This is a genomic window from Lactiplantibacillus fabifermentans DSM 21115, from assembly GCF_000498955.2.
Classification (GTDB): Bacteria; Bacillota; Bacilli; order Lactobacillales; family Lactobacillaceae; genus Lactiplantibacillus; species Lactiplantibacillus fabifermentans.
This window is the reverse complement of sequence record NZ_AYGX02000169.1, coordinates 15,168-37,936: the sequence shown is the minus strand read 5'-3', so window position 1 is coordinate 37,936 and position 22,769 is coordinate 15,168. Positions and strand designations below refer to the sequence as shown.

The following is a 22,769-nucleotide window of genomic DNA, read 5'->3' as shown; positions in this document are numbered from 1 at the left end:
GAAGCTGATCTTTTTTGTCCGAACAGCGTTCGGATTAATTTTACAATCTACCATAATCAGAAAAAATCAGAATATAAAAGGAGGACGTAAATCATGGATGAGCTAAAGCAAGTTGCGGTCTTGGAACTTCAGTTAATCACTAATAAATATCAAGCTAGATTTCTAAACGAGTTGCTTTGGCAACACTATGACTACTATCGAGAAATTGTCAAATATGCTAATCATCAAATAAAGTATTTGCGACGTAATCGTGACTATCAACGGCTGATCAAGTTAAAACGTGCATGGAAATTAAAACGGACTAAACAACCGACTAAAGCCAATAAAAAGATTGTCAATGATCGCCTAAAAGTGATTATGCAAGCTTACGGGCTTGATTCAGACCAAGGTAGTAAGCAACGCCACTCAATTGGATTCAGTGGTTTTGTGAAACGCCACGTTAATCCAAGATTTAAGGGACTAATGTCTGTTGCTATGCAAGCGATCATCACCGATGTCTGGCAAGGAATTGATAAAGTTCTGTACCAAGGTTCCAAACAACTGCATATTAAACGATTTGCGCAATTCACTATTAGGTCGAAACAATGGAATACGCAGTTCTCAATGGATTTAAATCACCGTATATTCCACTTCAAACGTGGTAAGCATCGTTTTAAAACCGCTAGATATCGAGCTTACGAACGTGAGGTTTTTTTTAGTGAATATCGACAATTAAAGTATATTCGTCTGATTCAAATTGCTGGTAATACCCATACTAAATATGCAATACAAATCACTTATAGTGGCTTGCCACCACGGAAACGACGGACAACACGAGCATCTAGCCCAGTAGGAATTGATATTGGCCCATCGACTTTTGCTTATTATCACCACGATAAGATGAACTTAAGCGTGCTGAACCCGTTCTTTGGTGATGATACGTCTAAGATCAAACAACTTCAACATCAGATGACACATTCACAAGTCGAAAATAATCCTGATGCCTTTGAACTCACTGCTAACGGCAAACTCAAGTACATTAAGGGTTACAAAGTACGTCGCACCAATAACTATAAGAAGTTGCGTCGTAAATTGAACTACTTGTATCGCTTGAAATCTAACCATCGTAAATATTATTTTGAAACACTCTCGAATGAATTAGTAGCATTAAGCCATGATATCCGTATGGAGAAGGTTTCCGTAGCTGGTTGGCAAGCGGGTTTGTTTGGATCATCTATCACCAACCAAGCCCCTAGTCAATTAATGGCGATCATTAAACGAAAACTCGCGTTATTTGGCTATGAACCAGTATTAATAAACACTGTCAAAGCTAAGTTAAGTCAGTATCAGCACGATACCAAACAATATCACCAAGCCAATTCAGATTTGAATCATCGTGCTAAGAAAATCAACATGGATGGTACTGAATATAATGCGCAACGGGATGTCTACAGTGCCTTTCTAGCAACTAAAGTATTAGATGACTGCACAATCTCTGATATCTCAAACGATGAATTCAGACATTTTCTGATTAACCAAGAACAAATGGTTGATCGTATCAAAGCAGAAGACAACATGATACTCGAATCCATGGGAATAAGCTATCACTACACGATCTCATAATCGACAATTTTAACGTCATTGCCGACGAAAATAGCAAGTGGTGCAGAAACGTTCCACGCCCGTTTGGGCAAAAATGTTCTGTCGGTGGCAGCTGCCATATTGAAGTCTACGATGGTGTCGCAAGGCACTAGACATGGTATTCGGGTCAAAGTCCCGTTAACTCATTGAGAGGCCATGTCCGGAATTGGGTTAACTCCCAACTTCCAAGGAGTAGTTAACGCTTCAATGTGCTTTGTTGTAGTTTCCACCCAAGAACCCCACTGCTTTAGCGGTGGGAGTTTCAGGCCGGCAGATTGGCCCGACGAAGATCATTGAAGTCGAAGTTGAAAACGTCGCCGAATTGCAAGCTGCCGTGGCTAGTCGGGTAGATATCATCATGTTTGACACCCAAACGCCAGCCATGGTCAAACAGTGGCGGACACTAGTACCACCGACGATTAAGGTGGAAGTATCTGGTGGTATGACGCCCGCGACTTTGGCGTCATATGCCCATACCGGGGTGGATTATACTTCGCTCGGGTATTTGACCCACAGTGTGACGGCGTTAGATTTAGCGTTTGATTTGTTGGATAAATAAGCATAATTCAAAAAGGACCAGCGGCTTTGTTGTTAGCCGCTGGTCCTTTCGTGTTGGTATCTTTATTTTTGAAACGTGCTCCTAGAGGCAGTTTGTTCCGCTTAACCCGGCATCGGCAACCATGCCCAAAGCCCGGGCATAATTGCCGATGCCACGTTAATGCTCGCAAACTAACCGCCTTCTGTCGCACTCTATGATTCAGCTTTATCCGAAATCGTCGTAAAGGTCATCGCGGCTAAGAAATCCGCAATCCGTTGCGTTGGTTGTTTGAAGAATTCGGCGGGGGTACCATCGAATAAAATCTTGCCGTTTTCGACGAATAAGATTTTATCGGCGACGGCGCGGGCGAATTCTAAGTTATGGGTCACGATAATCATCGAATCTTTTTCTTGCGCGAGTTCCAATAAGACCCGTAAGACACCGGCTTCTAGTTCGGGGTCTAAGGCACTGGTGGGTTCGTCTAACAAGATGTATTCGGGATTCATGGCGAGGGACCGCGCAATGGCGACCCGTTGTTGTTGGCCACCCGAAAGTTGACTCGGGAAGGACTCGGCTTTATCGGCTAAGCCAACTTTATCAAGTAAGTCGAGCGCCGTTTTCTTAGCGTCGGCACTTGATTGCTTTAAGACTTGAATGGGACCTTCCATCACATTTTTAACGACGGTTAAGTGGGGGAATAAGTTGTAATCTTGAAAGACCATCCCAGTTTTGCGGCGGAGTTCTAAGACCGTTTTACTCGTAATAGGCTTACTGAAGTCAATTGTTTCATCATCGAAGTGGTATTGGCCACTTTCTGGATGTTCTAACAAGTTCAGTGACCGCAAGAGGGTTGACTTACCAGAGCCGGATGGCCCGACGATGACGGTCGTTTGATGTTCTTTAAATTCAGTATTGATATCGGCTAAGGCGGGATGATCGCCAAAGGTTTTGTTGACATTTTCTAATTTAATCATGGCGGTCCCTCCTAATTAATCGGCTTAATGTAGCGTGATGTCCGTTTTTCCAAGTAGCCTTGTAACCAACTCAGAATTGAGCAGAGCACGGCGTAGAGCGCCGCAACCAGGGCGTACATCACGAGTGGTTGGTAGTTTTGGGCGGCAATTTGTTGGCTGACTTCAAACATTTCGATAATCGTAATGGAAGCGGCCAATGAGGTGTCTTTAACTAAGCTAATAAAGCTGTTGGACAACGGCGGTAAGGAAACGCGGGCCGCTTGTGGCAAAATAATGCGGCGCAGAACTTGGGTCTTGGTCATCCCGATGGAATAAGCCGCTTCCCATTGACCTTGTGGAATTGACAAGATCGAAGCCCGAATCGTTTCGGCACAGTAAGCCCCGGTGTTGAGTGAGAAGGTCGCAATCCCAGCCGTCCAAGGGTCTAACTGAATCCCATTGGGGAAGATGCCACTGATTTTTAAGTACGGTAACCCAAAGTACACAATAAATAATTGGACTAATAATGGGGTACTCCGGAATAGCCAAACGTAAAAGTAGGCGATGGCCTTGAGGATGCTAAACCAGCCGTGGCGTGGTGATAATTTGATTAAAGCGGTTAAGATGGCAAAGATTAAACCGAGAATAAATGAAATAATTGCAATGGGAATGGTGTATTTTAAACCTGCCGCCACGATTTGTGGGGTTGAGGTGACAATAATATGCCAAATCGAATTCATGAAAGTCCTCCTAATGAGTTAAGTGTGGTGCTATGTAGCCGACAGGACTGGCCTGTCGGGTCGGTTGGACTACTTGTTAGTAACGTCGCCACCGAAGTATTTCTTGGAAAGTTTAGTCAAAGTACCGTCTTTACGAAGTTCGTCGATGGCCTTAGAAACTTTCTTTTGTAATTTTGCGTGATTCTTGTTAAACATGGCCGCAATCTTTTGCGTCTTGATTTCGCCATTTGCATCAATCAACTTGATGTCAGCTTTTGGTTGTTGTTTCAAGTAAGCGTAGAACGCTTCACGGGAGTTAATGGTCCCGGCTGCCCGACCTTGTTCCACGAGTTCAATTGATTGTTGGAACGTATCGGTTGGGGTGATGGTAGCGCCTAAACGCTTGGCATCACTAGCGTTGTTACTAGTCGTCGTTTGGGCATCTTTTTTGCCCTTGATTTGTGTAATCTTTTTAATAGAAGAGTTCTTCTTAACGGCTAATTGTGATTTGGAATAAATGTAAGGTGTGGAGAAGAGGTACTTCGCCTTGCGTTCACTCGTTTCGGACATGTTGTTGATCACCACGTCATACTTGTTCGTATCCAAACCAGCAATCAATGAATTGAACTTGGTTGGGACGAACTTCACTTTTAACCCTAACTTCTTAGCGACATCGCGGGCTAAGTCAACTTCAAACCCCGTTAACTTGCCATCTTTACGATAGCCATAAGGTTGGAAAGTCCCTTCCAAACCAACCGTTAAAGTTCCGGAAGTTTGTAAATCTAAGTTAGAACCAGCGGCACTCGACTTGCTGGAACTTGAATTACTGCCACAAGCGGTCAAAACGACGGCCAAGGCAACCCCAAACACGGCGATACCGAGCTTTTTCATGAATCGTTGCATTTATAAACACTCCCTAATTTTTTTGACACACATAATATCATAATTGAAATAGCGACAACTGACAAAAAATAAGCACTTTGCTTATTATAACGAACGTAACGCCGGTCGAATACCAAAATTCAGTTAAGAATTAGGTGATAAAAATTAGGCTAAATTAATGAAACTATTTTTTAGTAACATCGCCGCCGAAATATTGCTTCGATAACTTCGTCAAAGTACCATCTTGACGGAGTTCTTGAATCGCTTTGGAAACTTCTTTTTGCAATTTAGCGTGCTTCTTATTGAAGATTGCGCCGATTTTTTGCGTCTTAATTTCAGAACCACTGTCGATTAATTTGATCTTCGCGTTTTTATTTTGCTTGAAGTAAGCGTAAAAGGCTTCGCGGGAATTGATGGTCCCGGCAACCCGCCCTTGGTTAACGAGGTCGATGGATTGTTGGAAGCCATCCGTCGGCGTGACGGTGGCGCCTAAGCGGGTCGCATCACTCGCGTTGTTACTTGTCGTCGTTTGGGCGACTTTTTTACCTTTGATATCGGTAATCTTACTAATTGCCGAACCTTTTTTAACGGCTAATTGGGCCTTGGAATAAATGTAAGGCGTGGAGAACAAGTATTTCTTCTCACGTTGTGGCGTTTCGGCAATATCATTAATGACGACGTCGTATTTATTCACGTCCAACCCGGCAATCAACGAATCAAATTTGGTTGGCACGAATTTAGCCTTTAAGCCCAGCTTCTTAGCCACGGCTTTCCCTAAATCTACTTCAAAACCAGTCAATTTACCATCTTTACGGTAGCTGTACGGCTGAAAAGTGCCTTCCAAACCAATCGTCAAGGTCCCCGAAGTCTGTAAATCTAAGTTCGAACTAGCGGCGCTCGAAGAACTCGATGAGCTGCTAGAGCTACTCCCACAAGCGCTTAACGTCACTGCCAAGATGGCGCCCAAAGCCACAACCCCTAATCTACGTAACCATTTCTTCATATTAACCCACACTCCTATTTTTTTCGTTTTGACGACAAAAAAGCAGCCATCCTTATTAAAAAGGACGACTGCTAGTCGTGATACCACCTTAGTTTTCCAACCGTTCGCACGATTAGACTCACTGAGTTATGAACTCACGTATAGTAACGATACGACCCGTTGTCAGCTCACCGCAGCTCACTGGCACCATTTAGAGACCATGCTTCAATCAACTATCCGGACTGCCTTGCACCCGTACTGGCAGCTCTCTAGGCCTGAATACCGACTTACTCATCTCATCAAAACGTTTATTTTGTTAGCGCTAGTTTACAGCAGTAAATTCAGACTGTCAAATGCGTTTTTAATCAACAGGCAATCATATTATTACTTTTGTTATCAATAATTAATTTTATTGATGTGGGTTGCCGCCAGTCGGTGCGGATAGTTTTCATATTCATAGCGCCAGATCTCTTTTGATTAGCACGATTAGCGGCATCTTTTCTACGAATATGAAGCAATGTGTCGAATCCGTATTTTGAGAAATTTTAGCAACTTCAGCAACTTCAGCTTGCTGTCAATGATTCAATAAATGTACAGATCAATATCTGTATCAGCGCGCTCAAAACGATAATCGATTATATATACACCCACCTTTTAGTTTTATTCTACACAGTGTTGGATTAGCCGACAAATACTAGATTATTGCGGTTCAATAAGCTAGTATCGACTGTTATTCTGTCCGTATACTCATGAAACCAATTGGAGGGAAAACACATGACAGATTTGAAAATCGACATTACGATTGATAATACACCGGTAACGCAAGCTGAGTTAGCAAAGGTTCAAGAATGGCGAATTAAGCACGTCTTACAAGAAATGAAGCACCTAGGAGCTGATATTTCCAAGAGTGCCATTGAAATCAATTTGTTGTCGTATCCAGAAGCCAAGCAATTACTACTTGATACCAAAGATAAATATGCTGCACTTGAGGATATGAAAGCTCTTTACAAGGAACCACTTGCTGCATCTGACAAGTTCTGGAAAGCGGTTGCCAAAAAATCAAACGGTAACCAAGACTTGCAAGAAGGCCAAGTCTTCATGCATGTTGAAGGGATTACGATGCCACAATTACAACAGCAGCTCGCTGGCGAACTAGATAGCCACATTGCGGCCGTAGTGAATCCGGAACATTTCTACTCTGTCGGTGATACTGTTAACGGTCAGCACATTATCGAGACATTCTGTAACTTCGGTGAGCCTACCGAAATGAATCTTTACCCGGAAACTGGGGATTTTGTGCCAACTACACCTGATTCAACCTATCCAATCAAGATGAATGGGTATGTCGCGTTATCAAGTGATGATGATGCGCTAGGTTATGGTTGGCGTGCTTATCATCAGATTCGGCCTACCGCCAATGGCTTTGATGGCATCCTAGCTGCCTATCTCCCTAGTGGTACGCCTGAGGAAATCATTAACGGACATAAATACCATCTGGCAGTTGAATTTTCAGAAATGATCAAAGCCGCGGTTATGCATCCATAGAAAAGCCTCGGGATGCCGCTTAATTATATTTATTATTTGAACTACATGACAAAGAAGTTGGCACTGTGCTAGTGCCAACTTCTTTGTCATGTTTGAATGATAGTCATAGTTTAGCTGAATGTTTGCTGCCTTTAAAATTGGATGGCAGTCTGCAAGTTGGCCGCCGCTTGTGGTTGTAAGAGCGCACCGAGCCGTTGGATGCCCCGGGTAATCGTGACGGGGGCGAGACTCGTGTAATTTAAGCGGAAGCCGTTTTTGACTTTGCGGCTGGCAAATTGGCACGATGATGGCACATAAGCGACATGCGCTTGTGGCAAGATGACGTCTGTTAAGAGTTCGTGAGCGTCAACGTTGTCTGGTAAGGTGACCCAGATGAAGAAACCACCATTTGGTCGTGTGTATTGCACGTTTTTCGGGAAGTACCGATCCATCGCGGTTAACATCGCGTCACGTTTTACTTTGTAAGCGGCGTTGAGCTTGGCGATGTGTGCATCCAAATCGTGTTCATCTAAATACGTGTTGACTGCCGCTAACGTCACGTTTGGTGATTGGACATCGATGGCGGACTTCAAGTTGATGAGCTCGGTCATGAGATGTTCGTCAGCGACTAACCAGCCTGTCCGTAAGGCGGGTGATAAGATTTTTGAAAAGCTCGAGATGAAGATGACCCGGCCTTCCGTATCAAAATGTTTAACGGCTGGGACGGACTTGCCGTTGTAGCGTAAGTCACGATAAGGACTGTCTTCTAAAATTAAACAGTTATATTGATTAGCTAAGGCCACTAGTTCTTGGCGCCGTTTGATGCTCATGGTCGTGCCGGTTGGATTATGAAAATCGGGGACCGTATAAATTAATTTGATTTCAGGATGTTGGCGCAACGTTTTCCGTAAGACGCGGATATCCATCCCGTGTTGGTCGACCGGTACTTCATAATAAGTTGGTTCGTACGTGTCAAAGGCAGCTAAAGCGCCCATGTAAGTTGGGCCTTCCACGATCATTGCATCACCATGGTTTAAGACTAACTTAGCCACTAAGTCGATGGCTTGTTGGCCACCTTGCGTTAACATCACTTCGTTAGCCGTGGTGGGGACTTCGGCGTGTTGTTGCATCCGCGCCGCAATTTTTTTCCGCAACGCTAAGGGGCCTTGGGTCGTTTGGTATTGGAAAATTGCCGGGCCATCGTTGGTGATGGCGTCTTGGTAGGCTTGTTTTAAGTCCGCTTCTGGGAATAAATGATTATCTGGAAAGCCACCAGAGAAGGAAATGTTCTCTGGATTCGCGCTATTTTTGAAAATTTCGTCAAGGTCAGCTGTACTATTATTTAATACTCGGTCCGCAAATAGATTTTTCATATTCAAAGCCTCCGCTAGTTTTTTTGCAAATATCATTTTATTGATTGTAAATATGATAAAATGAAGTCGTACGAGAGTAAAGCTCAACTTTTTCAATTAAAAATGAAATAAATTCACTTAAAGGAGTCATCCACGTCATGGCTAATTTTGCTTATGAAGTTTTCGCGACTGTCGTGGCCCAAAAGACCTTCTACCAAGCCGCCGCGACCTTAAATGTCACGCCGAGTGCAGTCAGTCATTCGGTCAACCAGTTGGAAAAAGAACTCGGTTTCCCATTATTTATCCGCAACCGTTCGGGCGTTGAGTTAACGAGCGACGGCCGGCAAGTGTTACCGTATGTGCAAGAAATTTTGAATACCGAAAGTAATTTGCGCCAAGTGGCCGATAATATTCAAGGCTTACATTCAGGTTCGATTCGCATTGGCGGATTTAGCAGTGTTTGTATCAATTGGCTCCCACGGATTATTCGCCGTTTTAATCATGAATATCCCGATATTGATATTTCGGTCTATCAAGGCGATTTTAACGAAATTACAAAATGGGCCAAAATTGGGACCATCGACATCGGCTTCACATCAATGCCGGTCGCGGATAATTTGTTAGTCCATCCCTTAGTCAATGACCCGATATTTTGTGTAACGCCGGCGGGCTTTGTGCCGGAAAATGGCAAGTTCATTACGACTGATGATGTTGCCGATAAGAACTTTATTTTGCAACAGAGTGACTACGACCGGGATACGAAGTTAGCGCTGGACCATTATCATGTTACAAATAACTTTTTACGGTTCTCGATTGATGATCAATCGATTATTTCGATGGTGGAATCTGGCTTAGGCATGGGCATCTTGCCACAGTTGGCGTTGAAAAAGCTGACCGGGGAAGTTAATACGTACCCGTTTGCGGAACCTTATAATCGAGAGATTGCGTTAGTCGCGAATAAAACGCAGGCGACGGCGCCGTCGACCGCGATGATGATGCGGGCGGTTAAGCAGTTTTTGGTGGATGAGTATGGAGATGAGATGCTTTGGAAGTAGCGGTTGGATGATTATCCATTGCGGTTTGTGCTAGTTAAATAGTTTAAATGCTAAAAATCGTAATCTTCCTGTACTGCGATTACGATGCAGGGAACCAGTCGTCTTATTTAAATAGTCGAAACGCGAAAAAACTGGCAGCATCCTGCGCTTGCTACGCGGCGGTCACGATGCAGAAGCCCACTCGTTCTATCTATATGGTCGAAACGCGAACCCCAAGGCAGTGCCCTGCGCTTGCTATGCTGCGGTTATGATGAAGAGCACCACTCGTCTTATTTAAATAGTCGAAACGCGAAAAAACTGACAACTTCCTGTGCTTGCTACGCCCCAACCAAGATACGGAAACCCGCCATATCATGGTTGGGGCTAGGCAATGCTCAGAAGCTAACCGCCAGTTTTTTCGCTCTGCCCAATTGGGCAACAACAAAATGTCCAAACGACCATCACTTTCCTTCACACAACTGGTAGTGTAGACACCACTACTTGAAAGGGTGATGTTATTTGGGTTATTTAGAATTACACGACATCCATAAATCGTATTACTTAGGATCAGAAGAATTTAAAGTCTTAAAAGGCATTGATTTATCATTTGAACTCGGCGAATTTGTGTCGATTCTTGGTGAGTCTGGGGGTGGGAAGTCGACCTTGATGAATATTATCGGGGGGCTGGACCGGAACTTTACTGGTTCGGTGACCGTTAATGGGGAGACTTTGAACCATCGTGATACGCAGTCCTTGGACCGGTATCGGCGTGAAACGGTGGGCTATATTTATCAGTCCTATAATTTAATTAGTCATTTGACCATTTATGAAAATGTCCTGATTTCACTCGAAATGACGACCATGGACCGGCAAGCTAAACATGACCGGGCGATGCAATTGTTGGCCGATGTTGGTTTGACCGAGCAAGTTCATAAATATCCGAACCAACTCTCCGGTGGGCAAAAGCAACGGGTGGCGATTGCCCGCGCGTTGGCGAGTGATCCGAAAGTGATTATCGCCGATGAACCAACCGGGGCGCTCGATGAACAAAATACTGAAGAAGTGCTCCAAATTTTGAATAAAATTGCAGCGGATGGGCGACTTGTCATTGCCGTGACCCACTCGCAAGCTGTCGCAGATTCTGGGACGCGGATTGTGCATTTGGTGGATGGTCATTTGACGGATGAAGTTCAAGTTCGGCCCAAAGCCAATGTTGCACAACCAGAACAACTGACCGGGTTTCGGAAGTTGCCCGCGATGGTGGCCTATAAGACGGCCTTTAAACATCTGAAACACACGATGAATTGGAACGCGCTAATTATTGCTGGGACGGCGATTGGGCTATTTGCGGTCATGCTGTTCTTAGGCCTTGGTAATGGGCTCAAAGGCTATATCAATGAACAAGTCAACAAAATGGTTAATCCGCAAATCGTCACCGTAACACGCAAGACGGCTGGACAGACGACGAAAAACAGTCGGGCTAGTGCGGCCGCTAATCAACAAGGTGGCGGGGCGGCCATGGGTGGTGGTGCCGCGGCTCAAGCCCAAGCGGCGCAATCCGCGACGGGCACGACCACCACGGCAACATTAACGGATGCCCAAATTGCCAAGTTGAAAAAACAAGCACATGTCCAAAGTGTTGAGAAAAATTACAATACTAGCGATGTGACGTATAAGTATGGTAATAAAAAGCTCGGGACGGCGAAATTAACGACCTGGACGAGCAATAATCACACGTCGACCATTAAAGTGGGGACGCAGCCGGGTAAAAATCAAATTGTCGTTGATAAAAAGACGTTAGCTAAGACGTACTCCAGCAAAAACTGGCGTAAACTATTAGGTAAGAAGATTACCGTCAAGTTCACCACTAAGAATAAAAATGGGAAGCAAGTGACTGTTAACAAGACGTTGACGGTGGCCGGGATTACCGATGCCACGACCGGTAGCGTGACCGCGATTAGCAATGCCACGGAACAAAGCTGGATCAAACAGTATCATTTGAAATCTCAACCAGATACCGTTATTGTGAAAGCAACTAATCGTAACTATACCAAGTCTTTGACGACGAAGATTGGCAAGTTAAAAGTTAACGGCAAAAAAGTTTTCAGTGCGACGAGTGCTAGCAGCATGATTGCGACCGTTAATCAATACGTCAACTTGGCAACCGTCATTTTAGCCGCGATTGCCGCGATTTCGTTAGTGGTTTCGGCCTTGATGATTATCGTGACGATGTTCATGTCCGTCAGCTCGCGGACCAAAGAAATTGGTGTTTTACGGGCGCTTGGTGAAAGTAAAACCGATATTCGTCGCTTGTTTACGAGTGAATCCTTAATGATTGGCTTGGCAAGTGCGATTATTGGGACCGGGGTCGCGTATGCCGTGGCTTACGGACTCAATCAAGTGCTGTATGCGATTGCCAGTTATAACTTGATTCAAATTGAACCACAAAATATTATCTTAACGTTCGGGTTGGCCCTCGTAATCTCCTTATTTGCCGCGTGGTTGCCAGCTCGAAAAGCGGCTCGCTTGAATCCAATCGATGCGTTAGCGGCCGAATAATCGTTGAACTATAGGGGGATGGCCGATGCGCCAGCAACGAGAAAAACAATTACAAATTGAACTGTTACGCTCATTGCGGCCGGTCTTTACCTTGTGGCTGATTTTAGTAGCGTTGAGTGCCTTTTCGGTGCGCGGGTTATCGTTGAATGTGTATGGCATCACGCAACCAAACAGCGCCACGTTTACGGCCATCGTGTTGACGGTGCTCGTCGTGGTGCATGGTGGCTGCGGCTGGCTGATGCCATCGTTTATGAAATATCGCTTTGGCCAGGTGGGCTTACTGATTTTGCAAATTGTGGTGGCCTTGATTGCCGGTAGTTTGATTGGCTTTGGCCAAGGCATGCTGTATATCGGCATTGTGCCCATTATGTTATTAGAAGCGGCGAACTTATTTCATCATGTGTGGATTGCCATCGGGAGTCTCATTGGATTTTACGTGTTTATCTGGATTGGCATCTTGCTACACACGAGTTTTCGCGAATCATTACCCCTTGGCGCGACTGGCCTATTTGTCACGTTTATCGTGGTTTATTACTGGTTTTTCTTCCGCAAACAAATTCAGCAGCGGCAACATGCCGAAGAACTTTTGGCGGAATTAAATATTGCGTATCAACAAGTCGAAGATTCCGCAACGCGGGCCGAACGTCGGCGTGTCGCCCAAGATTTGCACGACACGCTGATTCAAGGCTTGGCAGGGACCGTCATGCAGCTGGAAGCCGCCCAACAATTTATGAAACAGGACCAAGCAGATAAGGCCCAAGCGACCGTTGACCGCTCGTTGACGATTGCCCGGCAAACGCTGAAAGAATCACGGACGACGCTGACCAATTTACGAGATGATTCCGAAACCGATTTGGCGGCCCGCCTAGGTTTGTTAATCAATGTGTTACAAAGTAAGTATGGATTTGAAGTTACGACCTCGATTAAAGCTTCACCAGTTTTACCGGCGGAAACGCTGACGCAAATCGTGCGCTGCGTTTCCGAGTGTTTGATGAATGTTTACAAACATGCCGGGGTGATGAGTGCGATTGTCAAAGGCCAGCCCGTGGGTGACCATCATTATCAGCTCCAAGTGGTGGATTTTGGGAAAGGCTTCAAGTTATCCCAGACCAAACGGAGTCAAGATCACTATGGCTTAACGGAACTAGAAGAACGATTGGCCCGGGTGGGTGGCACAGTCGCTATCGATACGGTAATTGGCGAAGGAACAACGGTCACCTTAGATGTGGTGACGAGTAAGTAGGAGGCAAAAAATGGCGGCACAAGTTATGTTAGTTGATGACCATCAATTGATTCGCGCCGGCATCCACGCCATTATCGAAACGACCGCAGACTTTGAAGTTTGCGCCGAAGCCGATGATGGGACCGATGCTTTAGCACAATTAACGACGCTAACCCCAGATTTGATTTTATTAGATGTGCGGATGCAACCGATGGATGGCATCACGTTTATGGAACATTTAGCGGAACAAAAAAGTACGATCCCCGTGGTTGTTTTGACGACATTTGATGACCAAGAACCGATTCAACGCGCCTTAGCGTTAGGTGCCAAAGGTTATCTACTCAAGGATGCCACGCGTGAAACGATTATTTCAACGCTCAAGTCGGCGTTGAATGGGCAAGTATCCATTGAAGATAGTATTGCCCAAAAAGCGTTTCAGCCGCAACCGGTGGCGCCACAAGTCACACCGCTAAATTACGAGAAAAAAGCGATTTTAACAGCCGTTGCGAATGGCGAGCACAGTAATCGCATTGCGACTAATCTCGGTGTCAGCGAACGGACGGTTAAATCGCGATTGACGGAGATTTATAATGACTTTGGCGTCTTTACCCGGGCGGAAGCCGTGGCGTATGCGTTGAAGCATCATTTGATTGATATTTAAAAAAAAGAGTGTGCCAAAAGGCGGTTAGTTTGCGAGCACATTAACGTGGGATAGGTAATTATGCCCGGGTTTGGGGCATGGTTGCCTATCCCGGGTTAAGCGGAACAAACTGCCTTTTGGCGCACGTTTCGACAATAGAAATGATAAATAAATGGGTGCCTGATGAACTTCAACTTCATCAGGCACCCATTTTGAGTGATGTCGCATTCGCAACTCATTAAGAGATAAAATCTTGAATGATATTCGTTAGTCGGAAACTGCTCAAAATTCCCTTATGCGTGGCCCGCCAAGAGTTGAGCACTTTTTGTTGATAGCGGCTGACTCGGCCTTTGAAAATCGCTTGGCCAGCCAAGGCGCTTTGAATCGGAATCACGCCGTCGCCGTTTTGATGCTGTTTACTTTTACCAGCAATCAGTAAGACTTGGACGCGTTTGGCAATTTTTTGCCGTTGATTCGTCAAACTACGCAGTAACAAGGTTTGATTAGCTTTAGTCACAGCAGTGGTTTTATCGGCGTTTTTAGCAGTGCTGGTCCCGTTAAAGGGGGGCGCAATCGCGATAAAGTGTTCCGGTAAAACATCTTTAGTCGTATGTTCCAAATAGTTAGTCGCACTGATGCCACCGCTGCCGTAGCTAATTAAGTTGAAAGTTTTAAAGTGTAAGTGACTTTGGGAGTACTTGATGGCCATTTTGATCCACAACGCTTCTTTTTGTTCGGAAGCGGTTTGGTTGGGCAAGACAATCCGTAAGTAAGGCCGGTTGTCGTGGGCTCGGAACTCACCGTTGAAGTTCAAGCGACCATTGGCGGTGACGGTCACTGTGACCACGGATTGGTAACCATTATTACGTTGCATACCGGCAACTAGTTGGCGACCTTCACGATCAGTGGTATGCCGGTCCAAAATCAAAACGTTTGGAATCCGGGCGGTCGAAGTGACCGTAACGGCGGCGATATTATGTTTACGATGACGCACTTGCCGTTGCCACATCATCGTCCCGCCGATGACGGCCAAAAGTACCGCTAACCAGCCCGCAACGATTAAAACTTGTTTAGTTGTTGCTTTCATTAATTAAAACTCCATCCCTCTAAATCAACCTTTTCACTTTAAATCTAGCTTAATTGGCAAAAAGTTGCAAGCAAGCGTCAGGCGCGACTGGGCGGTAATCGCAAGGTAATCCTAGTGATTTTGGGGATTGCTACAATCTTATGACAATCTGATTTCACCAAGAGTGGTCACCCAGGCGCTTAGTTTGCGAGCATTAACGTGAGATTGGTGATTATTCCCGGGCTTGGAATAATTACCGGTCTCGGGTTAAGCGGAACAAACTGCCTGGGGGACCACGTTTCGACAATATAGCTAAGGAAGTGGTACAACTAAAAAAGAGTAGCGCTCCACCAGAAGCGCTACGCCAATAAAAATTTTAATATCAGAAAGCTTTAGTTCTCGTCAGCAACAGTTTCAACGCCATCTTCAGGAGTTGATTTTTCAGAAGCCAACATTTGTTTTTCAGCAACTTTAAAGAATGGGTAGTAAGCAGAACCGGCAATCAATAATTCAATTGCTGACCAAACGGCGGCCCGCCAGTCCCAACCAGTGGCCATTAATGGGCCGATGATTGGTGGCATCGTCCAAGGAACCATCGCAACCGGTGCTGAAATCCAACCGATGGAGATGAAGAGGTAAGACAGGGTGGCTAAAATCAATGGCACGACGATAAATGGAATCATCGTGACCGCGTTCATAACGATTGGAAAACCGAAGATAACGGGTTCGTTGATTTCAAATAACGCACTCGGAAAGGCCACTTTCCCTAAATCACGGTACGTTTTACTCTTAGAGAATAACATCAAAGCAACTAAAGTAATGGTTGCCCCAGTCCCACCAACGTTAACGAATAAGCTGGAGAATCCAGCGGCCGTCACGTATGAGAGTGGTTGATGATGTGCTAAAGCGGTCCCGTTAGCAGCTAAGAATTGTAAGAAGATTGGGTCGGCAATCCCTTCGAGGGTCATGTCGCCGTGAATCCCACAAACCCAAAGCAAGCTGACTAGTAACGTGTAAACTAAAATCCCTGGCAAAGTGTTCATCGCAAACAAGAGTGGATGGAAAATCGTTTGCACGACTTGGTTGATGTCGATATGTAATGGCATCCGCACAAACCAGAACAATACTAAGATGACAAATCCTGGGAATAAAGCGACGAACGAATTAGAAACCGCCGCGGGCACCCCTGCTGGTAACTTGATGACAATGTTACGTTTGATGAAGAAGTTGAAGATTAAGACCGCGATAAAAGCTGTAATAATAGCAGTGAACAAACCGGATGATGCAAAATTATCGGTGTCTAACTTGTACTTATCATTAAACGAACTAATCACAAAGGCCATTGTGGATAATCCGGCCCCAGACAACGGATCGATTTCTAAGGCTTTAGATAATTCATACCCAATCCCAATAACTGCGAGTAGCGAAATAATCCCGAACGAACCGTTAACGGCGACCCCAATCATGTTCATATATGGAGCGATAAAGTTGGTCCAAGCCTTAATCGGAATGTTCCCGATAATTAAGAACACACTCCCACTAATAATGGCAGGTAAGGTTAAGACTAACCCGTTCCGGACAGAAACGAGGTACTTGTTGTTCCCGATTTTCGCCATCGGGGGCATTAAAGTGTTTTGTAGCCAATCCATAAACTTATGCATACATAACTCCTCCTTGGTTTTGATAGACCAAGAATAAGCGCTGTAACAGCGCTTGTAAACCCTTACATTGTCATGATAAGCATATACATTTTTTGATTTATAACCGACCGGTACCCTCAAAACGTATTTGTACCAACAAATATTGGTGTAGACCAAAAGCGTAAAATTTGTTGAAAAATAAATTTATTTATTTTTGAAAAAGAGCTGATTTAGGTTGTTACGGTGGATAAACTGATGGGGTTCGGATTGGCTGGAATGATGATTTGGATAATGAAATATTTATTGCTTTTGGGGAATGGTTAAAGATTCGCTTTATGAACGTTATGATGATGTAGCGTTTGGAATGAAGTGGAATGTTTAATGGGGGGAGTTTACTAATTTAGCTGGTGTTTGCAATACTTGTCAAACTTGCTGAAACGCGCGGCCCAGGGCAGTGTCCTCCGCTTAGCTACGTCATCGGTATCACCCGGAAAGTGCGCCGGGCAATACCAATGACTAGGCTATGCTCAGACACTGGACGCCCCGGGCCGCGCTCTGATACTAAAAAAGCCACGATCAATGATTTGATCGCGGCCCTTGAAGGTATCAGTTCAGTGCACCGATTAGCGCAGAGACTGATGCCTTAAGATTTCGATTGGAACTCAAAAAGCATCACCCCCTTTCGATTTGTTGCCTGTAGTTTACGGCGATTTTGGATGAGTTGCAAATAATTAGTTCGCTAACTAGCTAAACGCAGTATAATGAAGTTCCTTGGCAGGGGCGCATCGTCAGTTTGCGACGATGTTCTTAAAAAACAGCAGCTTAACGATTAATAGTTAAGCTGCTGTTTTTGGTCGGATTTTACGGGATTAGCTTAAGAATTTCTTTAAAAATTGCTACCATCTGCTTCTTATAAATGGTAAATTAATAAAGGTAGTTTTTTATTATATTTTTTTATTGGGTCGCCAACATTCATAGGGAAGAGGGATTATTCACATGGTCTTTAACTTGGTAGTTAATATTATTGGGATTGTGGTGTTCATCGCCATTGCCTACTTATTCTCCAAGCAAAAGCACGCCATTCATTGGCGTTCAGTCGGTGTCATGTTAGTTTTAGAAGTATTGTTAGCCTGGTTTTTAACGGGTTCACAAGTCGGGGTCGATGCAGTTAAAGCTGCGGCCGACGGTTTTACTTGGCTTGTTAATGTCTCATATGAAGGGATTGCCTTTGCGTTAGCTAGTTGGGTTAACGTCAAGAGCATGGACTTCGTTACGAGCTCATTACTTCCAATCTTGTTGATTGTGCCATTATTCGATATTTTGACTTATATCGGCTTATTACCATGGATTATTAAATGGGTTGGTCGGGGGTTAGCTTATATTACTGGCCAACCAAAATTCGAATCATTCTTCGTTGTTGAAATGATGTTCTTAGGAAACACCGAAGCATTGGCGGTTTCCCAATTACAATTGAAGCAAATGAAGGCGCAACGTAACTTGACCATTGCGATGATGTCAATGAGTTGTGTTACGGCGTCAATCTTGGGTGCTTACATCAAAATGATGCCTGGTCAATTCATCTTGACGGCCGTGCCAATGAACGTCTTAAACGCGGCGATTATTGCGGCCATCTTGAATCCAGTTGACGTTACCCCTGAAGAAGATACGATTGCGAAAGTTAACGGCAGTGCCGCGGTTGAAGAAACCACGGAAACGACTGCGACTAGCGGTTCTGAAAGCTTAGCTGACGAACAAGTCAAGGAAGCTAAACCAGCCCGCGAACCATTCTTCTCATTCTTAGGTGATTCCATCTTAGGCGCCGGTAAGTTAATCTTAATTATCGCCGCTAACGTTATTGCCTTCGTGGCCTTAGCGAAATTAATTGATAAATTATTAGGTTTGATCAACTCAAACTTATCACTTGAAAATATCTTTGGGATTATCATGTTCCCATTTGCCTGGTTACTTGGGTTCAACGCCCACGACGCGTTCCAAATGGCGTCATACATGGGGACGAAGTTAGTTACTAACGAATTCGTTGTCATGGGTGAAGTTACCAGTAAAGTAAACGACTTTGCGCCCCATTTCAAAGCCGTCTTAACGGTCTTCTTGACGTCCTTCGCCAACTTCTCAACGGTCGGTATGATCATTGGGGCGTTCAAAGGAATCGTCAACCGTGAAAAGAACGATTTAATCTCACGTAACGTTGGCTACATGTTATTATCAGGGATTTTAGTTTCCCTCTTATCAGCCGGCGTGGTTGGGTTATTCGTTTGGTAATCATGAATTAAAATATTTAGTTGCGACTTTGAAGTCTTCGGACTTTGAGGTCGTTTTTTGTTGATAGCTATAAATTGTGAGTTTCGACTAAATAGAAAGCTGTGAATTAAGTGATGGCAGTGAGAATAATGTAATTAAGTAGCGTTTTACGGATATATAGGTAGTTGCAAAACGATTTTCTTAGTCGGTAATTGTTTGTAATGACGTTAAGTATCGGAATCATTGTGTTACAGCGAGGTGGCTTAAATTTGTCTGGCAAGATTATTGGTGTTCTTAACTGTATGGTATGGATACAATCAGCAAATAGCAATAAAATATGATGACCAATCTTAGTACAACTGATCAAGCAAAAAACTCAAGCTCATCAAGGCCTAACCCAACTTCCAAACGTAAACCCGTGCATTGATTTTGAACCCATTTTAAGTTAAAGTTATGAGGTGACGTGAAACATTCAGGTTGTTTCACAACTGTAAGGCAAATGCGACCTTAATTAAGGAGCTTTTTTCATGAATCCAACTGAATTTAAACAAGCTTTGGCGAGCCATGGGATTATGTTAGATGATCACCAAATGGCGCAATTTGCGACTTATTTTAAGTTGTTGATTGAAACCAATCGTCAATTCAATTTGACAACGATTACTGCGGAACCGGAAGTGTATTTGAAACATTTCTACGATTCGATTACGCCGGCCTTTTATGTGCCTGCTTTGCGGGAACAACCGCTCACATTATGTGATGTCGGGGCCGGGGCTGGTTTTCCGTCGTTACCATTAAAAATCTGTTTTCCACAATTGCAAGTGACGATTGTTGATTCCTTGAATAAGCGGATTAACTTCTTACAACAATTAGTGCGTGAACTCGGCTTGACGGATGTGCGGACGTTCCATGACCGCGCGGAAACTTTTGCCGGTAAGAAGTCGGTCCATCGCGAAGCGTACGACTTAGTGACGGCGCGGGCCGTGGCGCGGTTATCCGTCCTCAGCGAATTATGCTTACCACTGGTTAAAGTCGGTGGTCAGATGGTCGCCTTAAAAGCGGCTAATGCCCGCACGGAAACGGCGGAAGGTGAATATGCCGTGCAACAACTTGGTGGCAAGTTAGTGACTGATGAAGCCTTTACCTTGCCCGAAACGGGTGATCCGCGGCATATTATCGTGATTGATAAGAAGCGGCCGACGCCGAAGAAGTATCCCCGCAAACCGGGAACGCCGGCTAAACAGCCGTTAACGGCACAAGATTAGGTGGGAGGTTTATAGGCATGGCATTTTCCTTGTTCGGTTCTAACCGTGACAAAAATAAGGACGTGGCACCAACCCCGTCAAATCAGCAGATTGTGCGGATTCCAGTGACCGCCATCATTCCTAATCGCTTTCAACCACGCCAAGTGTTTGATGAAGCGGGTATTAGTGAATTAGCGGCCACCATTCGCGAACACGGGTTATTACAACCAATCGTGTTACGTGAGTATGCAGACCAAAAATATGAAATCATCGCCGGCGAACGCCGTTTTCGGGCGATTACGTCGCTGCATTGGAAAGACGTGCCCGCCATCGTTCAAAAAATGGATGATGGTGAAACGGCGTCGATGGCGTTGATTGAAAACTTGCAGCGGCAAGACTTAACCGTGATTGAAGAAGCGACGGCTTATCAGGAATTGATGAAGCTAAACGAACTGACCCAAGCGGCTTTAGCTGAAGAATTAGGCAAGAGCCAGTCCTTTGTCGCCAATAAATTGCGGTTATTAAAACTTGCCAAACCCGTCCAAGACGCGCTGTTAAAACGGCAAATCAGCGAACGGCACGGCCGGGCCTTGCTGAATTTAGCGCCCGACCAACAATTGACCGTATTGGCCCAAATTTTAGACCAGCAGTTGACGGTCAAAGAGACGGAACAACTCGTTGAAAAGCTCAAGTTGCCGCCTAAACCTAAAAAGAAACGTGCCCGGGGATTAACGGGAGATACCCGGATCGCGGTTAATACGATTAAAAAATCAATTAAGATGGTGACCGATGCCGGTTTGTCCGTGAAAACGCATGAAGAAGACACGGGCGATACGTATCAAATCACCATTGAAATCCCGAAAAATAAACCAAGGGGTGGTCAATAATTATGGGAACCGTAATTGCACTCGCTAACCAAAAAGGTGGCGTTGGCAAGACGACGACCAGCATTAATTTAGGTGCAAGTCTTGTTGAATTAGGTCAAAAAGTTTTATTAATTGATACGGATGCTCAAGGGAATGCCACGAGTGGTCTCGGTATTCAAAAGTCAGCCATCGAAAATGAAATTTACGATGTCCTGATTAATGACACCCCGATTAAAGATACGATTATCAAAACGAGTCATGAGGGGTTAGACATCGTCCCAGCCACGATTCAATTGTCCGGGGCCGAAATCGAGTTGACGCCGATGATGGCGCGCGAAACTCGCTTGCGCGATGCCATCGATGATGTGCGCGACGATTACGACTTTATCTTAATCGATTGTCCACCTTCGTTAGGCTTACTGACCATCAATGCGTTTACGGCCTGTGATTCAATCTTGATTCCTGTGCAAAGTGAATATTACGCGTTGGAAGGGTTGAGCCAATTACTTAATACCGTCAAATTAGTGCAAAAACACTTTAACCGCCAACTTAAAATTGAAGGCGTCTTATTAACCATGTATGATGCCCGGACGAATCTCGGCGCGCAAGTTAATGCCGAAGTACGGAAGTATTTTGACAAAGCCGTTTATAAAACGATTATTCCGCGTAATGTGCGGTTATCCGAAGCACCTAGTCACGGGTTATCCATCGTTGACTACGATGCGCGTTCTAAAGGGGCGCAAGTCTACTTAGCTTTAGCAAAGGAAGTGTTGGCAGCCCATGGCAAGTAAAAAAGATCAAAACAAAGCGTTGGGGCGTGGGATTGGCGCTTTATTCGCCGATGTCGAAGAACCGGAAAATGAAGAAGCCATTGTTGAGTTGAAGTTGAGCGATATTCATGCCAACCCGTATCAACCACGGCAAAAATTTGATCAAACCGCTTTAAAAGAACTTGCTAGTTCCATTGAAAAGTCTGGTGTGTTCCAACCGATTATTGTCCGGCAACCAGATGCTGAAATTAAAAAGTATGAAATCATTGCTGGTGAACGGCGTTTCCGGGCGTCTAAGCTCGCTAAACAACCGACGATTCCAGCCATCGTTCGCGATGTCACTGAAGAACAAATGATGGAAGTCGCCGTGTTGGAAAACCTCCAACGCGAAGACTTAACGGCCTTAGAAGAAGCTGAAGCTTACGATTCCTTGATGAAGAAGCTTAAGTTGACCCAAGCCGAAGTGTCGAAACGCTTAGGAAAGAGTCGGCCCTATATTGCCAACTACTTACGGTTATTAGGGTTACCAGATGGCGTTAAAACGATGATTCAAAAGGGTCAATTGTCGATGGGGCAAGCACGGACGTTATTATCTTTAAAGGATAAAACGAAGTTAGAACCCTTAGCGAAACGTGCTGTTAAGGACAATTTAACGGTGCGCCAATTGGAACAAATCGTGGCGCGCTATAATGGCGATGCCGACAAGCCGGCCAAAAAAGTGGCGGTCAAGAAGTCGCCATACATTCGGGCGAGCGAAGAACAACTGCAAGAAAAATTTGGCACGGCCGTCTCGATTCAAGCCAAGGCTAGCAAAAAGGATCAAGGTAAGATTGAAATTCCATACTTATCAAATGATGATTTAAGCCGGATTTTAGAAATTTTGAACATTAATTTAGATTAAT

General features: G+C 44.7%; 19 protein-coding genes and 1 other annotated feature. Of the genes, 12 read left to right on the top strand and 7 right to left on the bottom strand.

Going from position 1 to position 22,769, the window contains the following annotated elements; all coding sequences use genetic code 11:
* Positions 1–93 precede the first annotated feature (93 nt).
* Both DY78_RS14685 and DY78_RS14680 read left to right on the top strand, forming a co-directional pair.
* Complete coding sequence (locus DY78_RS14685; RefSeq protein WP_024623886.1) at positions 94–1,602, top strand: hypothetical protein; 1,509 nt, start codon at positions 94–96, stop codon at positions 1,600–1,602.
* Between the two features lie 271 nt (positions 1,603–1,873).
* Positions 1,874–2,179, top strand: a complete 306-nt coding sequence (locus DY78_RS14680) for a nicotinate-nucleotide diphosphorylase (protein ID WP_024623887.1) — start codon at positions 1,874–1,876, stop codon at positions 2,177–2,179.
* A gap of 191 nt (positions 2,180–2,370) precedes the next feature.
* On the opposite strand, the gene DY78_RS14675 is transcribed toward DY78_RS14680, so the two are convergent.
* The 4 genes from DY78_RS14675 to DY78_RS14660 all read right to left on the bottom strand — a co-directional run bounded on the left by DY78_RS14675 (position 2,371) and on the right by DY78_RS14660 (position 5,715).
* The gene (locus DY78_RS14675; protein ID WP_024623888.1) at positions 2,371–3,132 is read right to left on the bottom strand and encodes an amino acid ABC transporter ATP-binding protein; all 762 of its coding nucleotides are present in this window, start codon (positions 3,130–3,132) and stop codon (positions 2,371–2,373) included.
* Positions 3,133–3,143: 11 nt separating this feature from the next.
* Positions 3,144–3,851 carry an amino acid ABC transporter permease gene (locus tag DY78_RS14670; RefSeq protein WP_029778792.1) on the bottom strand — a complete coding sequence of 236 codons (708 nt, stop codon included), beginning with the start codon at positions 3,849–3,851 and terminating at the stop codon, positions 3,144–3,146.
* A gap of 69 nt (positions 3,852–3,920) precedes the next feature.
* A complete protein-coding gene (locus DY78_RS14665; protein WP_024623890.1) occupies positions 3,921–4,733 on the bottom strand; it encodes a transporter substrate-binding domain-containing protein in 813 nt (270 codons plus the stop codon).
* A 163-nt stretch (positions 4,734–4,896) separates the two neighbouring features.
* The gene (locus DY78_RS14660; RefSeq protein WP_024623891.1) at positions 4,897–5,715 is read right to left on the bottom strand and encodes a transporter substrate-binding domain-containing protein; all 819 of its coding nucleotides are present in this window, start codon (positions 5,713–5,715) and stop codon (positions 4,897–4,899) included.
* Between the two features lie 57 nt (positions 5,716–5,772).
* Positions 5,773–6,006: a binding site (T-box leader), on the bottom strand.
* Between the two features lie 462 nt (positions 6,007–6,468).
* Between DY78_RS14660 and DY78_RS14655 the strand changes: the two genes are divergently transcribed.
* Positions 6,469–7,239 carry a hypothetical protein gene (locus DY78_RS14655; RefSeq protein WP_024623892.1) on the top strand — a complete coding sequence of 257 codons (771 nt, stop codon included), beginning with the start codon at positions 6,469–6,471 and terminating at the stop codon, positions 7,237–7,239.
* 131 nt (positions 7,240–7,370) lie between these two features.
* On the opposite strand, the gene DY78_RS14650 is transcribed toward DY78_RS14655, so the two are convergent.
* The gene (locus tag DY78_RS14650; protein WP_024623893.1) at positions 7,371–8,591 is read right to left on the bottom strand and encodes an aminotransferase-like domain-containing protein; all 1,221 of its coding nucleotides are present in this window, start codon (positions 8,589–8,591) and stop codon (positions 7,371–7,373) included.
* 137 nt (positions 8,592–8,728) lie between these two features.
* On the opposite strand from DY78_RS14650, the gene DY78_RS14645 reads away from it, so the two are divergent.
* From DY78_RS14645 to DY78_RS14630, 4 genes are all read left to right on the top strand, one after another.
* Positions 8,729–9,625 carry a LysR family transcriptional regulator gene (locus DY78_RS14645; RefSeq protein ID WP_024623894.1) on the top strand — a complete coding sequence of 299 codons (897 nt, stop codon included), beginning with the start codon at positions 8,729–8,731 and terminating at the stop codon, positions 9,623–9,625.
* Positions 9,626–10,123: 498 nt separating this feature from the next.
* Positions 10,124–12,163 (top strand): ABC transporter ATP-binding protein/permease, encoded by a 2,040-nt coding sequence (locus DY78_RS14640; RefSeq protein ID WP_024623895.1) that lies wholly within the window; start codon positions 10,124–10,126, stop codon positions 12,161–12,163.
* Positions 12,164–12,188: 25 nt separating this feature from the next.
* Positions 12,189–13,406, top strand: a complete 1,218-nt coding sequence (locus DY78_RS14635; protein WP_024623896.1) for a sensor histidine kinase — start codon at positions 12,189–12,191, stop codon at positions 13,404–13,406.
* 10 nt (positions 13,407–13,416) lie between these two features.
* On the top strand, positions 13,417–14,046 hold the full coding sequence (locus tag DY78_RS14630; RefSeq protein ID WP_024623897.1) for a response regulator transcription factor: 630 nt from the start codon (positions 13,417–13,419) through the stop codon (positions 14,044–14,046).
* A gap of 217 nt (positions 14,047–14,263) precedes the next feature.
* Here the strand turns inward: DY78_RS14630 and DY78_RS16520 are convergent, their stop codons facing one another.
* Positions 14,264–15,112, bottom strand: coding sequence for an alpha/beta hydrolase (locus tag DY78_RS16520; protein WP_024623898.1), 849 nt, complete (start codon positions 15,110–15,112; stop codon positions 14,264–14,266).
* 371 nt (positions 15,113–15,483) lie between these two features.
* Positions 15,484–16,752, bottom strand: a complete 1,269-nt coding sequence (locus DY78_RS14620; protein ID WP_024623899.1) for a PTS sugar transporter subunit IIC — start codon at positions 16,750–16,752, stop codon at positions 15,484–15,486.
* 975 nt (positions 16,753–17,727) lie between these two features.
* Here DY78_RS14620 and DY78_RS14615 point away from each other — a divergent pair.
* From DY78_RS14615 to DY78_RS14595, 5 genes are all read left to right on the top strand, one after another.
* Positions 17,728–19,011 (top strand): NupC/NupG family nucleoside CNT transporter, encoded by a 1,284-nt coding sequence (locus tag DY78_RS14615; protein WP_024623900.1) that lies wholly within the window; start codon positions 17,728–17,730, stop codon positions 19,009–19,011.
* A gap of 506 nt (positions 19,012–19,517) precedes the next feature.
* The gene (gene rsmG, locus DY78_RS14610) at positions 19,518–20,252 is read left to right on the top strand and encodes a 16S rRNA (guanine(527)-N(7))-methyltransferase RsmG (protein WP_024623901.1); all 735 of its coding nucleotides are present in this window, start codon (positions 19,518–19,520) and stop codon (positions 20,250–20,252) included.
* A 17-nt stretch (positions 20,253–20,269) separates the two neighbouring features.
* Positions 20,270–21,118 (top strand): nucleoid occlusion protein, encoded by an 849-nt coding sequence (noc, locus tag DY78_RS14605; protein ID WP_024623902.1) that lies wholly within the window; start codon positions 20,270–20,272, stop codon positions 21,116–21,118.
* Positions 21,119–21,120: 2 nt separating this feature from the next.
* Positions 21,121–21,888 (top strand): ParA family protein, encoded by a 768-nt coding sequence (locus DY78_RS14600; RefSeq protein WP_024623903.1) that lies wholly within the window; start codon positions 21,121–21,123, stop codon positions 21,886–21,888.
* A complete protein-coding gene (locus DY78_RS14595; protein WP_024623904.1) occupies positions 21,878–22,768 on the top strand; it encodes a ParB/RepB/Spo0J family partition protein in 891 nt (296 codons plus the stop codon). The genes DY78_RS14600 and DY78_RS14595 overlap by 11 nt, the downstream gene beginning before the upstream one ends.
* Position 22,769 lies beyond the last annotated feature (1 nt).

Coding starts and splice junctions, on each gene's coding strand:
- DY78_RS14685 (WP_024623886.1), top strand. CDS start 94: ATGGATGAGCTAAAGCAAGTTGCGGTCTTGGAACTTCAGTTAATCACT.
- DY78_RS14675 (WP_024623888.1), bottom strand. CDS start 3,132: ATGATTAAATTAGAAAATGTCAACAAAACCTTTGGCGATCATCCCGCC.
- DY78_RS14670 (WP_029778792.1), bottom strand. CDS start 3,851: ATGAATTCGATTTGGCATATTATTGTCACCTCAACCCCACAAATCGTG.
- DY78_RS14665 (WP_024623890.1), bottom strand. CDS start 4,733: ATGCAACGATTCATGAAAAAGCTCGGTATCGCCGTGTTTGGGGTTGCC.
- DY78_RS14660 (WP_024623891.1), bottom strand. CDS start 5,715: ATGAAGAAATGGTTACGTAGATTAGGGGTTGTGGCTTTGGGCGCCATC.
- DY78_RS14655 (WP_024623892.1), top strand. CDS start 6,469: ATGACAGATTTGAAAATCGACATTACGATTGATAATACACCGGTAACG.
- DY78_RS14650 (WP_024623893.1), bottom strand. CDS start 8,591: ATGAAAAATCTATTTGCGGACCGAGTATTAAATAATAGTACAGCTGAC.
- DY78_RS14645 (WP_024623894.1), top strand. CDS start 8,729: ATGGCTAATTTTGCTTATGAAGTTTTCGCGACTGTCGTGGCCCAAAAG.
- DY78_RS14635 (WP_024623896.1), top strand. CDS start 12,189: ATGCGCCAGCAACGAGAAAAACAATTACAAATTGAACTGTTACGCTCA.
- DY78_RS14630 (WP_024623897.1), top strand. CDS start 13,417: ATGGCGGCACAAGTTATGTTAGTTGATGACCATCAATTGATTCGCGCC.
- DY78_RS16520 (WP_024623898.1), bottom strand. CDS start 15,112: ATGAAAGCAACAACTAAACAAGTTTTAATCGTTGCGGGCTGGTTAGCG.
- DY78_RS14620 (WP_024623899.1), bottom strand. CDS start 16,752: ATGCATAAGTTTATGGATTGGCTACAAAACACTTTAATGCCCCCGATG.
- DY78_RS14615 (WP_024623900.1), top strand. CDS start 17,728: ATGGTCTTTAACTTGGTAGTTAATATTATTGGGATTGTGGTGTTCATC.
- rsmG (WP_024623901.1), top strand. CDS start 19,518: ATGAATCCAACTGAATTTAAACAAGCTTTGGCGAGCCATGGGATTATG.
- noc (WP_024623902.1), top strand. CDS start 20,270: ATGGCATTTTCCTTGTTCGGTTCTAACCGTGACAAAAATAAGGACGTG.
- DY78_RS14600 (WP_024623903.1), top strand. CDS start 21,121: ATGGGAACCGTAATTGCACTCGCTAACCAAAAAGGTGGCGTTGGCAAG.
- DY78_RS14595 (WP_024623904.1), top strand. CDS start 21,878: ATGGCAAGTAAAAAAGATCAAAACAAAGCGTTGGGGCGTGGGATTGGC.